8 protein-coding genes are annotated in these 15435 nt (G+C 62.1%); 5 read left to right on the top strand and 3 right to left on the bottom strand.

Annotated features, from left to right (window positions below):
- Window position 1: 1 nt before the first annotated feature.
- Window positions 2–1036, bottom strand: coding sequence for a lipopolysaccharide heptosyltransferase II (gene waaF / locus IB249_RS21135; RefSeq protein ID WP_192307651.1), 1035 nt, complete (start codon window positions 1034–1036; stop codon window positions 2–4).
- A gap of 173 nt (window positions 1037–1209) precedes the next feature.
- Window positions 1210–4149 carry a bifunctional [glutamate--ammonia ligase]-adenylyl-L-tyrosine phosphorylase/[glutamate--ammonia-ligase] adenylyltransferase gene (glnE, locus tag IB249_RS21130; RefSeq protein ID WP_192307650.1) on the bottom strand — a complete coding sequence of 980 codons (2940 nt, stop codon included), beginning with the start codon at window positions 4147–4149 and terminating at the stop codon, window positions 1210–1212.
- 384 nt (window positions 4150–4533) lie between these two features.
- Here glnE and aceE point away from each other — a divergent pair, with 384 nt between their 5' ends.
- From aceE to msrA, 5 genes are all read left to right on the top strand, one after another.
- On the top strand, window positions 4534–7179 hold the full coding sequence (gene aceE, locus IB249_RS21125; protein ID WP_192307649.1) for a pyruvate dehydrogenase (acetyl-transferring), homodimeric type: 2646 nt from the start codon (window positions 4534–4536) through the stop codon (window positions 7177–7179).
- An 11-nt stretch (window positions 7180–7190) separates the two neighbouring features.
- Window positions 7191–9149 carry a dihydrolipoyllysine-residue acetyltransferase gene (gene aceF, locus IB249_RS21120; protein WP_192307648.1) on the top strand — a complete coding sequence of 653 codons (1959 nt, stop codon included), beginning with the start codon at window positions 7191–7193 and terminating at the stop codon, window positions 9147–9149.
- 363 nt (window positions 9150–9512) lie between these two features.
- On the top strand, window positions 9513–10904 hold the full coding sequence (locus IB249_RS21115; protein ID WP_192307852.1) for an alkaline phosphatase D family protein: 1392 nt from the start codon (window positions 9513–9515) through the stop codon (window positions 10902–10904).
- Window positions 10905–11096: 192 nt separating this feature from the next.
- Window positions 11097–13790, top strand: coding sequence for a GGDEF and EAL domain-containing protein (locus IB249_RS21110; RefSeq protein ID WP_192307647.1), 2694 nt, complete (start codon window positions 11097–11099; stop codon window positions 13788–13790).
- A 70-nt stretch (window positions 13791–13860) separates the two neighbouring features.
- Entirely contained in the window at window positions 13861–14508 is a 648-nt protein-coding gene (msrA, locus tag IB249_RS21105) for a peptide-methionine (S)-S-oxide reductase MsrA (protein WP_192307646.1), read from the top strand.
- A gap of 55 nt (window positions 14509–14563) precedes the next feature.
- Here the strand turns inward: msrA and IB249_RS21100 are convergent, their stop codons facing one another.
- Window positions 14564–15400 (bottom strand): 23S rRNA (adenine(2030)-N(6))-methyltransferase RlmJ, encoded by an 837-nt coding sequence (locus IB249_RS21100; protein ID WP_192307645.1) that lies wholly within the window; start codon window positions 15398–15400, stop codon window positions 14564–14566.
- Window positions 15401–15435 lie beyond the last annotated feature (35 nt).

The raw sequence follows: 15435 nt of genomic DNA, 5'->3' as shown, positions 1-15435 counted from the left end.
ACTATTGAACCTCGACCGCAGTGCCCTGCAACCGCTGCAAGGCTTCGTTCACCGCTTGCGGCATGAGCTGGCGCAGGCAGTTGTAATGACCGAAACGGCACGTGCGATCGAAGCACGGGCTGCATTCGATGCCCAGGCGCACGATCTCGACGTGCTCGGCCAGCGGCGGAGTGAAACCCGGCGAAGTCGAACCGTAGACCGCCACCAGCGGACGGTTGAGCGCTGCCGCAACGTGCATCAGGCCAGAATCGTTGGACACCACCGAGTCCGCGCAGGACAACAGGTCGATCGCCTCGGCCAGGGAAGTACCGCCGCTGAGGTTCACCGACTCCTCGCGCAAGCCGGGAATCAGTCGGGCGCGGATGTCTTCGCCCACCGAATGATCGTTCTTCGAACCGAACAGCCAGACTTGCCAGCCTTCGCGAATCTTCGCTTCGGCCACCTTGGCGTAATGCTCGGACGGCCAGCGTTTGGATTCGCCGAACTCGGCGCCCGGACACAGCGCCAACACCGGACGGTCGAGAACCAGGCCGAACTTGGCCAGCGCCGCTTCGCGGGTCACCGGATCGATCTGCAAGGCCGGGCGCGGATAAGGCCGGGGCAGTTCAAGGCCAGGCTCGTAGGCCAACGCCATGAAGCGCTCGATCATCAGCGGGTAACGCGCCTTGTCCAGCGTGCGCACATCATTGAGCAGGCCGTAGCGGAACTCGCCGCGCCAGCCGGTCCGCTTGGGGATGCCGGCGAAAAACGGCACCAGCGCCGATTTCAGCGAGTTGGGCAACAGGATCGCCTGGTCGTACTGGCCGGCCAGGGATTTACCGATGCGCCGGCGGGTCGCCAGCTCCAGTACACCGTGACCGAGCGGAAAGCTCAAGGCCTGGCGTACTTCGGGCATGCGCTCGAGAATCGGCCGGCTCCATTCGGGGGCCAGGACGTCGATCTCGCATTGCGGGTGACGCTGCCTGAGACACTGAAACAGTGTCTGCGCCATCACCATGTCACCGACCCAACTGGGCCCAACGATCAGAATTTTCATGTGGTTTCCAAAAACGAACCGGGGAGGCATACGCCTCCCCGCCTCGTGAATCTCTGCAGGGGCAAGCGGGCTTGCGATGGGTCATTACCTTCAACATTGCTGTCGACTGTCACTCCGCTATCGCGAGCAGGCTCGCCCCCACATTTGAATATCATCGCCCCGACTGGCGCTTTTCAGCTTAGCCCCAGATCACGCCAGATCCTCATGACCTGTCGCCGTTCGTCCACGAACTGATCGCCGGGTATGACCCCCGGGTCCTTCTGCAAGGCTTGCCGGTGCGCGGCGGAACGGTAGGCTTTATAGGCCTCGCGCAACAGGCTGGCGTCTTCGACGGGCATCAGCCCTTCGTGTTCCAGCTCTTCCAGAATGCGGATATTGTCCGTCCAGCGCAGCAATGGCGGGTGTGTCTCGGACCACGCCAGGGCGGCGTATTGCACCATAAATTCAATATCGACGATACCTCCGGCGTCCTGCTTGAGATCGAACGGTGCCGTGGCCTCGAAGGCATTCGCCGCAGTACCGGCCGCCGTGCTCTTGCTGCCAAGGTTGTCGCGCATCTTGGCGCGCATCTCGCTGACCTCCTGGCGCAGGGTCGCAAGATCCCGCGCCTTGCCCAGGATAGCTGCCCTGACCTGCTCGAACGCCTGGCCGACGTCCTGGCTGCCCACCAGCACCCGCGCCCGCACCAGGGCCTGATGCTCCCAGGTCCAGGCTTCGTTTTCCTGATAGCGGGCAAACGCCCCCAGCGAACTCACCAGCAACCCCGACGCTCCGGATGGCCGCAGGCGCATGTCCACCTCATACAACTGGCCGGAGTTGGTCTGGGCCGTGAGCAAATGAATGATCCGCTGCCCCAGCCGGGTGAAGAACTGCGCGCCGTCGATGGATTTCGGGCCGTCGGTCTCCGCCTGCGGATCGCCATCGTGAATGAACACCAGATCCAGGTCGGAACCATGCCCCAATTCCAGGCCGCCGACTTTCCCATAACCGACAATAATGAAGCCCGGGTCGCACAACGTCCCGTCGTTGCGCAACGGCGTGCCGTACTTGGCCACCGTCTGGCGCCAGGCCAGGGCCAGCACTTGCTCGAGAATCGCCTCGGCCAGCCAGGTCAGGTAATCGCTGACCTTCATCAACGGCAGGTGGCCGGCGATTTCCGACGCGGCAACCCGCAAGCGGTGCGCCAGCTTGAAATGGCGCAGCGCCTCCATCTGCTGCTCGAGGTCATCTTCGGGGATTCGTGTCAGACGCTCGCGCAATTCGGCGGCCAGCTCCGGCGCCAACGGCGGCTTGAACAGTCGGCCTTCGTTGAGCAATTCGTCGAGCAGCAGCGGGAAACGGGTGATCTGCTCGGCGATCCACGGGCTCGCGGCGCACAAGGTCAGCAGACGCCGTAACGCGCCGGGATTTTCGGTCAGCAGCACCAGGTACGCGGAACGCCGGGCCACCGCTTCCACCAATGGCAACACACGCTCCAGCACCAGATCGGGATTGCTGTGCTCCACCGCCTGCGCCAGCAGCCGCGGAATGAACGCATCCAGGCGCTCACGCCCCAAACGCTGCATTGCGCGCAGTTGCGGGCTGCCGCGCAGCGCCGCCAAGGCTTTCAGGGCTTTGCCGGCATCGCTGAAACCGCCCTCCTGCAACTGGCGGCAGGCGGCTTCTTCGTCCTGCGCCTCCTCCCACAGCGGCAGCCATTCGCCGCCGACCACCACTTCGCTTTCGGCACCCGCGTCTTCATCGGGATCGGCGATCACCTGGCCGAAGTGCCAGGCGACCCGGCCGCGCCAGTACATCAGCCGCTCATGAAACGCTGCCCAATCATCGAAACCCAACATGAAGGCAATTCGCGCCTGATCCTGCGCACAGTCCGGCAGCATCTGGGTCTGGCGGTCGGCAATCGCCTGGATCGCATGCTCGGTGTAGCGCAGGAATTCGTAACCTTCGCGCAGTTCGCTGACCACGGCAGGCGGCAGGTAGCCCTGACCTTCGAGCGTGCCCAGCACCTTTAATAGAGGACGTTGTTGCAGGCTCAGGTCGCGACCGCCGTGGATCAACTGAAACGCCTGGGCGATGAACTCCACTTCACGGATACCGCCGGAGCCAAGCTTGATGTTGTCGGCCATGCCCTTGCGCCGCACTTCCTGCTGAATCAGCTGCTTCATGGTGCGCAGCGCTTCGATGGCGGAGAAGTCCAGGTAGCGCCGATACACGAACGGGCGCAGCATTTCCTGCAATTGCGCACCGCTGACCTGATCGCCCGCCACCACCCGCGACTTGATCATCGCGTAGCGTTCCCAGTCACGCCCTTGGTCCTGGTAATACTGTTCCAGCGCATTGAAGCTGAGCACCAGGGCGCCCGACGAGCCGTAAGGTCGCAAGCGCATGTCGACGCGGAACACAAAACCGTCGACGGTCATCGGGTCCAGCGCCTTGATCAGGCGCTGGCCGAGACGGATGAAGAATTCCTGGTTATCCAGCGAGCGTTTCACCCCGACGGTTTCGCCGCCCTCGGGATAGGCGAAGATCAGGTCGATGTCCGACGACAGGTTCAACTCGACCGCGCCCAGCTTGCCCATGCCGAGAATGACCATCTGCTGCGGTTCACCGCTGCGCCGGCCGGTGGGCACGCCGAATTGCTCGCAATGCCGCGTGTACAACCACTGGTAGGCCTGGTCGATGCTCGCATCGGCCATGTCCGACAGATCGCGGCAGGTCTGGACCAGGTCGGCCTGACGGGTCAGGTCGCGCCAGATGATCCGCACCTGATGACGGGTACGCTGGCGACGCAGGGCACGACCGAGTTCATCTTCGGTTTGCGCGGCATTCACCGCCGCCGCAATCTGGGCGCACAACTCGCCGGGGGCGTAAGGGCGATCCAGCTCACCGGACTGCACCAGCGCCAGCAACATCAAAGGGTCACGAACACTCTGTTCAATGACGAAATCGCTGGCAGCGGAGACGCGGGCAAATTGTGCCCAGCGTTCGGCGGTCCAGCCGGCCAGGCCATGGTCGTCCTCGAGCGCCTCGACAGCCGCGCGGAACGACTGCTCGGCACGGGTGACAAACGGCAGGAGAATGCCGGGAAGTTCGGCAAGCGAAGGCAGGCTCATGGTCTATCCTTGATCGGCGTGTGGAAGGCTGCATGTAGTGATTTTTCAGTTCGCACTACCTGATCGACTGTCGAACAAAGGTTAGAAATAGCTGAAATCTCTTCATTTTTGGCAGTCAGCATCAAGCTTTCACCTTTTTTGGTTGGCAAAAGACCAACCTTAACGATTATTCTCACAACGCAGCCGGAGGCCACAAGCCGCTCACCTGTAGTTTTACTACTCGTATATACATTCGGATAGCTGAAATGCCCGATGATTTGTAGTAAAACTACACGCCGCCGGAACCTACCTCTCGGCAATCCAAGAATTCATAACGTCTGCCCACAAGGCCAGTCGCTCACTCAGGCAACCGATTCTGGTAGCCTTTCCGCCCTGGAGCAAGCCATGCAAGACCTCGATCCCGTCGAAACCCAGGAATGGCTGGACGCCCTGGAATCGGTTCTCGACAAAGAAGGCGAAGACCGTGCTCACTATCTGATGACCCGTATGGGCGAACTCGCAACCCGCAGCGGTTCGCAATTGCCTTACGCCATCACCACGCCATACCGCAACACCATCCCCGTTACCCACGAAGCACGCATGCCTGGCGACCTGTTCATGGAACGCCGCATTCGCTCGCTGGTACGCTGGAACGCGATGGCCATGGTGATGCGTACGAACCTGAAAGATTCTGACCTGGGCGGTCACATCTCCAGCTTCGCCTCCAGCGCCACCCTGTACGACATCGGCTTCAACTACTTCTTCCAGGCCCCGACCGACGAACACGGCGGCGACCTGATCTACTTCCAGGGCCACACCTCGCCAGGCGTCTACGCCCGCGCCTTCATGGAAGGCCGCATCAGCGAAGAGCAGATGAACAACTTCCGCCAGGAAGTGGACGGTCAGGGCCTGTCGTCCTACCCGCACCCTTGGCTGATGCCTGACTTCTGGCAGTTCCCGACCGTATCCATGGGTCTGGGTCCGATCCAGGCGATCTACCAGGCGCGCTTCATGAAGTACCTGGAAGCCCGCGGCTTCATCCCTGCCGGCAAGCAGAAGGTCTGGTGCTTCCTGGGCGACGGCGAGTGCGACGAGCCGGAATCCCTGGGCGCGATCTCGCTGGCTGGCCGCGAGAAGCTCGACAACCTGATCTTCGTCATCAACTGCAACCTGCAGCGCCTCGACGGCCCGGTTCGCGGCAACGGCAAGATCATCCAGGAACTCGAAGGCGTGTTCCGCGGTGCTCAGTGGAACGTTTCCAAAGTCATCTGGGGCCGTTTCTGGGACCCACTGCTGGCCAAGGACGTCGACGGCATCCTGCAACGCCGCATGGACGAAGTCATCGACGGCGAGTACCAGAACTACAAAGCCAAAGACGGCGCGTTCGTGCGTGAACACTTCTTCAACACGCCAGAACTCAAGGCGATGGTTGCCGACCTGTCCGACGACGAGATCTGGAAGCTCAACCGTGGTGGCCACGACCCGTACAAGGTCTACGCGGCGTACCACCAGGCGGTCAACCACAAAGACCAGCCTACCGTCATCCTGGCCAAGACCATCAAGGGTTATGGCACCGGTGCCGGCGAAGCGAAAAACACCGCGCACAACACCAAGAAAGTCGATGTCGACAGCCTGAAGTTGTTCCGCGACCGCTTCGACATTCCGGTCAAGGACGAAGAGCTGGAGAACCTGCCGTTCTTCAAGCCCGAGCCGAACAGCGCCGAAGCCCGTTACCTGAGCGAGCGTCGCGCCGCACTGGGCGGTTTCGTGCCACAGCGCCGTGCGCAGAGCTTCAGCGTACCGACGCCGGACCTGGATACCCTCAAGGCAATCCTCGACGGCTCCGGCGACCGTGAAATCTCCACCACCATGGCCTTCGTGCGGATCCTCGCGCAATTGGTCAAGGACAAGGAAATCGGCCCGCGCATCGTCCCGATCATCCCGGACGAAGCCCGTACCTTCGGTATGGAAGGCATGTTCCGCCAGTTGGGCATCTACTCGTCCGTCGGCCAGCTCTACGAGCCAGTCGATAAAGACCAGGTGATGTTCTACAAGGAAGACAAGAAGGGCCAGATCCTCGAAGAGGGCATCAACGAAGCGGGCGCCATGAGCTCCTTCATCGCTGCCGGTACTTCGTACTCCAGCCACAACCAGCCGATGCTGCCGTTCTACATCTTCTACTCGATGTTCGGCTTCCAGCGTATCGGCGACCTGGCCTGGGCCGCTGGCGACAGCCGCACCCGTGGTTTCCTGATCGGCGGCACCGCCGGCCGCACCACCCTCAACGGTGAAGGCCTGCAGCACGAAGACGGTCACAGCCACCTGCTGGCTGCCACCATCCCGAACTGCCGCACCTATGATCCAACCTACGGCTACGAGCTGGCGGTGATCATCCAGGACGGCATGAAGAAGATGACAGAAGAGCAACAGGACGTCTTCTACTACATCACCGTGATGAACGAGTCCTACCAGCAGCCAGCCATGCCGGCCGGTGCCGAGGAAGGCATCAAGAAGGGCATGTACCTGCTTGAAGAAGACACCCGCGATGCGGCGCACCACGTTCAGCTGATGGGCTCCGGCACCATCCTGCGTGAAGTCCGTGAAGCGGCGAAGATCCTGCGCGAAGAGTTCAACGTCGGCGCCGACGTCTGGAGCGTGACCAGCTTCAACGAACTGCGTCGCGATGGCCTGGCCGTCGAGCGCACCAACCGCCTGCACCCGGGCCAGAAGCCCAAGCTGAGCTACGTCGAAGAGTGCCTGAACGGCCGTAAAGGTCCGGTCATCGCCTCCACCGACTACATGAAACTGTTCGCCGAGCAGATCCGTCAGTGGGTGCCGTCCAAGGAATTCAAAGTCCTGGGCACCGACGGCTTCGGTCGCAGCGACAGCCGCAAGAAACTGCGTCATTTCTTCGAAGTCGACCGTCATTTCGTGGTGTTGGCAGCCCTTGAAGCACTGGCTGACCGTGGTGATATCGAACCTAAAGTGGTGTCTGAAGCCATCACCAAGTTCGGGATCGACCCGGAAAAACGCAACCCACTGGACTGCTGAGGAGAGATTCCGTGAGCGAACTCATTCGCGTACCTGACATCGGCAGCGGTGAAGGTGAAGTAATTGAACTGTTTGTGAAGGTCGGCGACCGTATCGAAGCCGACCAGAGCATCCTGACGCTGGAGTCGGACAAGGCGAGCATGGAAGTGCCTGCGCCGAAGGCCGGTATCATCAAGAGCCTGAAAGTGAAGCTGGGCGATCGCCTGAAAGAAGGCGACGAACTGCTGGAGCTGGAAGTCGAAGGTGCCGCTGCCCCGGCGCCTGCCGCCGCACCGGCAGCAAAAGCCGAGGAAAAACCGGCCGCGGCTCCAGCACCGGCTGCTCCTGCCGCTGCACCAGCGGCCGCTTCGGTCCAGCAGGTGCACGTGCCGGACATCGGCTCGTCGGGCAAGGCCCAGATCATCGAGATCCAGGTCAAGGTCGGCGACACCGTCGAGGCGGACCAGTCGCTGATCACCCTGGAATCCGACAAGGCGAGCATGGAGATTCCATCGCCTGCCGCTGGCGTGGTCAAGGCCATCAGCGTCAAGCTCAACGACGAAGTCGGCACCGGTGACCTGATTCTGGACCTGGAAGTGGCGGGTGCTGCGGCGCCTGCTGCGGCCGCGCCAGCCCAGGCTGCTGCCCCGGCGGCCGCAGCTCCGGCACCTGCCGCTGCCGCTCCGGCCGCTCCGGTTGCCGACAGCGTTCAGGACATCCATGTGCCGGACATCGGTTCGGCGGGCAAGGCCAAGATCATCGAAGTGCTGGTCAAGGCCGGCGACAGCGTCGAAGCCGACCAGTCGCTGATCACCCTGGAATCGGACAAGGCGAGCATGGAAATTCCATCGCCTGCCGCTGGCGTGGTGGAAAGCGTTTCCATCAAGCTGGATGACGAAGTTGGCACGGGCGACCTGATCCTCAAGCTCAAGGTCAAAGGCGCCGCGCCGGCCGCCGCTCCCGCTCCGGCCGCTGCCGCTCCGAGCGCGCCTGCACCGACAGCTGCCGCCGCTGCTCCTGCTGCCGCACCTGTGGCGGCCGCTCCCGCTGCTGCGCCTGCCAAGCCCGGCGCCAAAGTTCACGCCGGCCCGGCCGTGCGTCAACTGGCTCGTGAGTTCGGCGTCGAGTTGAGCGCTGTCGGCGCCAGCGGTCCGCACGGTCGCATCCTCAAGGAAGACGTGCAGGCTTACGTCAAGACCATGATGCAGAAGGCCAAGGAAGCACCGGCCGCTGCTGCCGGCGCCACCGGCGGCGCGGGCATTCCGCCAATCCCGGTCGTGGACTTCAGCCGCTTCGGTGAAATCGAAGAAGTGCCGATGACCCGCCTGATGCAGGTCGGCGCCGCCAACCTGCACCGCAGCTGGCTCAACGTGCCGCACGTGACGCAATTCGACTCGGCGGATATCACCGAGCTCGAAGCGTTCCGTAACGCCCAGAAAGCCGTCGCAGAGAAGGCCGGCGTCAAGCTGACCATCCTGCCGCTGCTGCTCAAGTCCTGCGCTCACCTGCTCAAGGAACTGCCGGACTTCAACAGCTCGCTGGCACCGAGCGGTAAGGCGATCATCCGCAAGAAATACGTGAACATCGGCTTCGCCGTCGACACCCCGGATGGCCTGCTGGTACCGGTCATCAAGAACGTCGACCAGAAGAGCCTGCTGCAACTGGCCGCCGAGGCCGCTTCCCTGGCTGAGAAAGCCCGGACCAAGAAGCTCTCGTCGGATGAGATGCAAGGTGCCTGCTTCACCATTTCCAGCCTCGGCCACATTGGCGGCACCGGCTTCACGCCGATCGTCAACGCGCCGGAAGTGGCGATCCTCGGTGTTTCCAAGGCAACCATCCAGCCAGTCTGGGACGGCAAAGCCTTCCAGCCGAAGCTGATGCTGCCTCTGTCGCTGTCCTACGATCACCGCGTGATCAACGGCGCTGCGGCCGCGCGCTTCACCAAGCGCCTGAGCGACCTGCTGGCGGACATCCGCACCATCCTGCTGTAACACCGTCAGGCCCTCCGTCACCGGAGGGCCTGTCGCGTTCGCTGTTTTTCGAGCGCCACGCTCGTACCTCAACCCCGTCAATTTGGCGGGGCTTTTTTTGCCCTGGATTTCCCTCAGCTATCTGCAGGAGCGGACTTACTCGCAAAAAACGTCCAGCCCCACGCGAGCCAGCGTGCTCCTACCGAGGGCGGCGAACATAGGGCGCCATGTCCTACACACGCGGCTTACATCACCCACATCACCCGTCCACTTCACGTCGGTATTTCTTGCGAGCCAATCTCTAGTCTGGGGGCCAGACGCGCTCACCGCAGCGCACCTGACAGTCCACTGGCCCAGCGAGTACTGCTTCGAATGAATCCGCACCTGTCCAAACCCACCGTCGGCCCGATCATTGGCCACACGACGCCCCATCACGCGCGGATTTTCCTGCGCGGTGAATCCGGCAACGCCCCGGTATTTGCCGGCCTGCGTTATCGACGCAGCGGTGAGCTTCGCTGGTCCAGCGGCGTGTTCAGCCAACTGACGAAGAGGCGTGACATGTGCGACGTCATGATCCTGGACCAGCTCGCCGCCAATACCGCCTACGAGTACCAGGCGGGCTGGTTCAGCCCGACGAGCCCGGTGCACACCGTGGAGTCGATCCGGGAACTGCCCCTGCAATGGCCGAGGGAAATCTATCGTTTCAGTACCCACTCAGGCAGCACCACCGTACCGAGGGGGTATATCGTGGGTTCGTGCCGTTACCTGCGGATGACCGCCGGCATACCTTCGCTGCCGCATCGGGGTGACCGGATCTTCGCCTCGATCAACGACCTGGCGCAGCGCAGCACCACGCCGATCAATGCGCTGATGATGACCGGCGACCAGGTCTACATCGACGACCTGAACATCATTGCGCCTGACCGCGAATACAAGGAAATACTGAGCAAGTACCGCACGGCCTTTTCCCAACCGCACATTGCCAGGCTGATGTCCGGCATCCCCACCTACATGATCCTCGACGACCACGAAATCGAAGACAACTGGCCAGCCAACAAAGGCCGGTACGACGATCACCTGTACAACAACGCGATCGCCGCGTACGAGTTGTACCAGGCCAGCCACAGCCCGGCCCATGAACTGCTTGCGGATGGAAGGATCAATCACCGACTGGAGCGCTACTGGTACCAGTTTGCCAACGGTGATATCGAATGGTTCGTCACCGACAGCCGAACCCGGCGCAACCTGACCGCCGGCAACCGGCGCATCCTCGACGAAGAGCAGGAGCACGCCTTGTGCAACTGGTTGATCCACAGCCCGGCGCGGGTCAAATTCGTGGTCACCAGCGTGATGTTCTATCCCGACCGCAGAAAACTGGGTGAAGACGCCTGGAAAGGATTCCCGGAGCAACGACTACGGTTGCTGGAGACCATTCGCACACACCGGGTCAAAAATGTCTTCTTCGTCTGCGGCGATGTCCACGGTTCGCTGACCAGCCGGCTGACGCACAGCGAAGACCCTCACTTCGAAGTCCACACCATCGTCTCATCGCCGCTGTGCAACAGCCGGTTGTTGCCCTATGCCAGGACGTCCACGTTCATGCTCGACCAACCACTGGCCCGAACGCCCGCTGGCGACTACCGGCATCAATTGACCAGCGCCGTGATCAGTCAGGACAACTTCGCCCATCTGCTGGTCGAGTCCGGACAGCTTCGCGTGACTTACCACGATCGATGCGGCAGGCCGGTGCAAACCCTGAACATCACGTTGCGTTAATGTGGGAATGGTCAAATGCACCGGTTTTCACAGCCAACTGAAGAAATCTGCGTCTCTGCCGACATATTCTTATAGCACTTGGCCTTCATGTCTCTTGTCAGTCAGTGTCGCAATGATGCAACCTTGCCGCAGGCAACAGTAAAGAGGGCGAGAGCCCGGCGCGATCAGCACATTCGAAGCGAGTTTCCTTCCATGAAAAGCCAACCCGATGCCGCCAGCCGTATGGTGGCCGAGGTAGTGACGCAGTTACCGGTGCCCTCGCGGCTCGGCATGCTGCGTTTCGAGCGGCTGAATGAACCAAGCTGGGCACTGCTGTTCCTCGATCCCAATTGCGAGCGACAGTTCGGCCTTCCGGCGGTGGAACTGTGCGCTCTGGTCGGATCCCCCTACGCCAGCCTGATGGAGCCGGAGGCGCGCTATCAGTTGCATGACGCCATCCAGCAGCAACTCGCCAACAACACGCATTACCTGGTCCGCTACACCCTGCACACCGCCGCAGGCACCTTGAGCCTGCTGGAACTGGGCGAAGCCTACAAACAACACAATCGACACCTGCTGCGCGGCTACCTGATGGTGGTCGACGGCATCTTCGAGGGCGAACCCCTGCTGCCGGCGGTGGACCTGGAAACCCAGAACAGCCGGCTGCAGATCGCCCTGGAGCTCAATCAGCGCGCCCAGCAGGAACAACTCCTGCACCTGGACCGGGTCCGCGCCCAGCAAGACCTGATCCTGCTGCTGACACGCCAGCGCTACAGCACCGGCAACTCCCTTCAGGAAGCCGCCGAACTGATCACCCGCAGCGCCTGCGACATCTACCAGATCGATTGCGCCAGCCTGTGGAACCTCGAAGGCTCGATGCTGGTGCCGATTTCGGCGTATCACCGCACCACGCAGACCTACGAGCTGCCAGACGCCATCGACATCAGCAGCTTCCCCGACTACATGGAGGCACTGCACGGCAGCCGTGCAATCGATGCGCACAATGCCATTCGTGACCCGCGCACCCGGGAAATGGCCGAGGCCCTGCGCCAGCGCGACGTGAACGCGATGCTCGACGCCAGCATCCGCATCGATGGCCAAGTGGTCGGCGTGCTCTGCCTGGAACAATCCGGCGAAACCCGCGCCTGGCAGTCCGACGAAATCGCCTTCGCCGGCGAGTTGGCCGACCAGTTCGCCCAGGTCATCAACAACCACAACCGTCGCACCGCGACCAGCGCCCTGCACCTGTTCCAGCGTGCGGTCGAGCAGAGCGCCAACGCCTTTCTGCTGGTCAACTGCGACGGAGTGGTGGAGTACGTCAACCCGAGCTTCACCGCAATCACCCAGTACAGCACCGAAGAAGTCCACGGCCAGAGACTGGCGGAACTGCCAGCCCTGGAAAACCTCAGTGAACTGCTGTTCGATGCGCCCTCTTCACTGGCCAAGAGCAACAGTTGGCAGGGCGAGTTCAAGAGCCGGCGCAAAAACCTCGAACCCTACTGGGGTCAGTTGTCGATCTCCAAGGTGTACGGCGACAACCGCGAGCTGACGCATTACATCGGCATCTACGAAGACATCACCCAGACCAAGCTCGCCCAGCAGCGCATCGAACGCCTGGCCTACACCGACAACCTGACCAACCTGGGCAACCGTCCGGCCTTCATCCGCAACCTCGATGAACGCTTCGCTCGGGACAGCGATACGCCCATCAGCCTGTTGCTGGTGGACATCGACAACTTCAAGCGGATCAACGACAGCCTCGGCCACCAGACCGGCGACAAGCTGCTGATCAGCCTGGCTCGACGCCTGCGCAACAGCCTGTCCTCGAGCGGCAGCCTGGCGCGCTTTGCCAGTAACGAATTCGCCGTACTGCTGGACAACACCGACCTTACATCGGGCCAGCAAGTGGCCAATCAACTGCTGGCGACCCTCGACAAACCGATGTTCGTCGACAACCAGTTGATCAGCGTCACCGGTTCTGTCGGCCTGGCTTGCGCGCCCTTGCACGGCCGCGACCCGCAGACACTGATGCGCAACGCCGGCCTTGCACTGCACAAGGCCAAGGCCAACGGCAAGCACCAGGTGCAGGTGTTCACCGAAGCACTGAACGCCGAGGCCAGCTACAAATTGTTCGTCGAGAACAACCTGCGTCGTGCCCTGACCCAAAACGAGCTGGACGTGTTCTACCAGCCCAAGCTCTGCCTGCGCAGCGGTCGCCTGCTGGGCATGGAAGCGCTGCTGCGCTGGAACCACCCGGAAAAGGGCATGATCCGCCCGGACCAATTCATCAGCGTTGCCGAAGAAACCGGCCTGATCATCCCCATCGGCAAGTGGATTGCCCGCCAGGCCTGCCGCATGAGCAAGGACCTGACGGCCGCCGGCCTGGGCAACCTGCAGGTGGCGATCAACCTGTCGCCCAAGCAGTTCTCCGACCCGGACCTGGTGTCCTCGATCGCCAACATCCTCAAGGAAGAGGCGCTGCCGCCCAGCCTGCTGGAACTGGAACTGACCGAAGGCCTGCTGCTGGAAGCCACCGAAGACACCCACCTGCAGCTCGACCAGCTCAAGCGCCTGGGCCTGACCCTGGCCATGGACGACTTCGGCACCGGTTACTCGTCGCTCAGTTACTTGAAGAAATTCCCCATCGACATCATCAAGATCGATCGAAGCTTCATTCACGAGATCCCGGACAACCAGGACGACATGGAAATCACCTCCGCGGTGATCGCCATGGCCCACAACCTGAAACTCAAGGTCGTGGCCGAAGGCATCGAGACCGCCGAGCAGTTGGCGTTCCTGCGCCGTCATCGTTGCGACGTCGGCCAGGGCTACCTGTTCGACCGGCCGATCCCGGGCTCCGAGCTGATCGACAAGCTCAAACGCTACCCACGTGGCCCTATCGCCTGACAGCGGCGCGACTCTCGGGCAAACTGACGTCCTGTTTATTCACATTTCAACCTGACTGAGGGGGCTGATCATGGTCTTGCGCTCGGAAATCCTGGTGAACAAAAACGTGCTACCTACCAAAGAACAAGCTCTGCCCGGCCGCGAAACCCCAATGACCCTGCCGGAAAAACACTTCGTCAACGACACGCCGCTGCTGGGTCCGTTTTCCAGCAACGTCGAGTTTGCGATCTTCGGCCTGGGCTGCTTCTGGGGCGCGGAACGTCGTTTCTGGCAGCGCGAAGGCGTGGTCAGCACGGCGGTGGGTTACGCCGGCGGCCTGACGCCGAACCCGACGTACGAGGAAGTCTGCTCGGGCCTGACCGGCCACAGCGAAGTGGTGCTGGTGGTCTACGAGCCGGAGAAAGTCAGCTACGAGGAGCTGCTGAAGATGTTCTGGGAACTGCATAACCCGACTCAGGGCATGCGCCAGGGCAACGATATCGGCACCCAGTACCGCTCGGTGATCTACGCCACCCACCCGGCTCAACTCGCCGCCGCCGAACGCAGCAAAGACGTGTTCCAGGCTGAACTGACGAAGGCCGGCCAAGGCACCATCACCACCGAAATCGCCGAAGCCCCGACCGTATTCTTCGCCGAGGCCTACCACCAGCAGTACCTGGCCAAGAACCCGGAAGGCTATTGCGGGATTGGCGGCACCGGCGTGACTTGCCCAATCTAAACCGCTTCCACGCGCTCCTGCAGGAACGAGCACCCTCGCTCCTGCAGATGGCCCGCTACTCCGCGATCAACCAATCCATTTTCCATCCGCCCTGGGTCTGCCCCAGTTTCTCGGACAGCCACGGCAGCAACTCGCGCAATTCCTCTTCCAGCCCCCACGGTGGATTGGCAATCGCCAACCCGGAACCGTTCAGGCTGTTCGGCGTGTCCAGCGGATGCACCAGCAACTCCACCCGCAACAACTTGGGTGCGCCCGTGCCCGCCAGGTCCTGGTAGAAGCGACGCAACAGACGCTGGTCCTTCACCGGGTACCAGATCGCCGCCACGGTCTGGCGCATCCGGCCCACCGCTTCCTTCAACGACGCGGCACAGCGCTTCATTTCATCCAGTTGTTCGAACGGCGGGTCGATCAACATCACCGCCCGCTTCTCCTGCACCGGCAACATCGCGCGCGCCACATGCCAGCCCTCGCCCAGGTGCACTTTTACCCGGCGGTCGCCGGCCATGTTGTCCTTGAGCAACACACCGTCTTCGGGGTGCTTCTCATTGAGCATCACCCGATCCTGCGGGCGTGTCAGCCGCCGCGCCAACTCGGGCGACCCCGGGTAATAGCGCAACTGGCCATCCGGGTTCATGTCGTGCAGCACCTTCATGTAATCGGCGGTCAGCGCCGGCAGGTCCGGCTGCCCCCACAACCGTGCAATGCCTTCCAGGTACTCGCCGGTACGGCTCGCCTGATCGCCTTGCAGGTCATACAGACCAATACCGGCGTGCGTATCGAGATAGGCAAACGGCTGCTCCTTGCGCGACATCAGGGCGATGAGGCGGGTCAAAGTCAGGTGTTTGAACACATCGGCGTGATTGCCGGCATGGAAGGCGTGACGATAATTCATGATTGCTCCTGCGAAGGCCGGGGAGTTTACCTCGT

Origin of the sequence: Pseudomonas sp. PDM04 (assembly GCF_014851765.1) — a bacterium.
GTDB lineage: Bacteria > Pseudomonadota > Gammaproteobacteria > Pseudomonadales > Pseudomonadaceae > Aquipseudomonas.
This window is presented reverse-complemented; position numbering and strand designations above follow the sequence as displayed.

Bases quoted from the DNA above. Each gene is read 5' to 3' on its own strand.
- waaF (WP_192307651.1), bottom strand. From the start codon at position 1,036: ATGAAAATTCTGATCGTTGGGCCCAGTTGGGTCGGTGACATGGTGATG.
- glnE (WP_192307650.1), bottom strand. From the start codon at position 4,149: ATGAGCCTGCCTTCGCTTGCCGAACTTCCCGGCATTCTCCTGCCGTTT.
- aceE (WP_192307649.1), top strand. From the start codon at position 4,534: ATGCAAGACCTCGATCCCGTCGAAACCCAGGAATGGCTGGACGCCCTG.
- IB249_RS21110 (WP_192307647.1), top strand. From the start codon at position 11,097: ATGAAAAGCCAACCCGATGCCGCCAGCCGTATGGTGGCCGAGGTAGTG.
- msrA (WP_192307646.1), top strand. From the start codon at position 13,861: ATGGTCTTGCGCTCGGAAATCCTGGTGAACAAAAACGTGCTACCTACC.
- IB249_RS21100 (WP_192307645.1), bottom strand. From the start codon at position 15,400: ATGAATTATCGTCACGCCTTCCATGCCGGCAATCACGCCGATGTGTTC.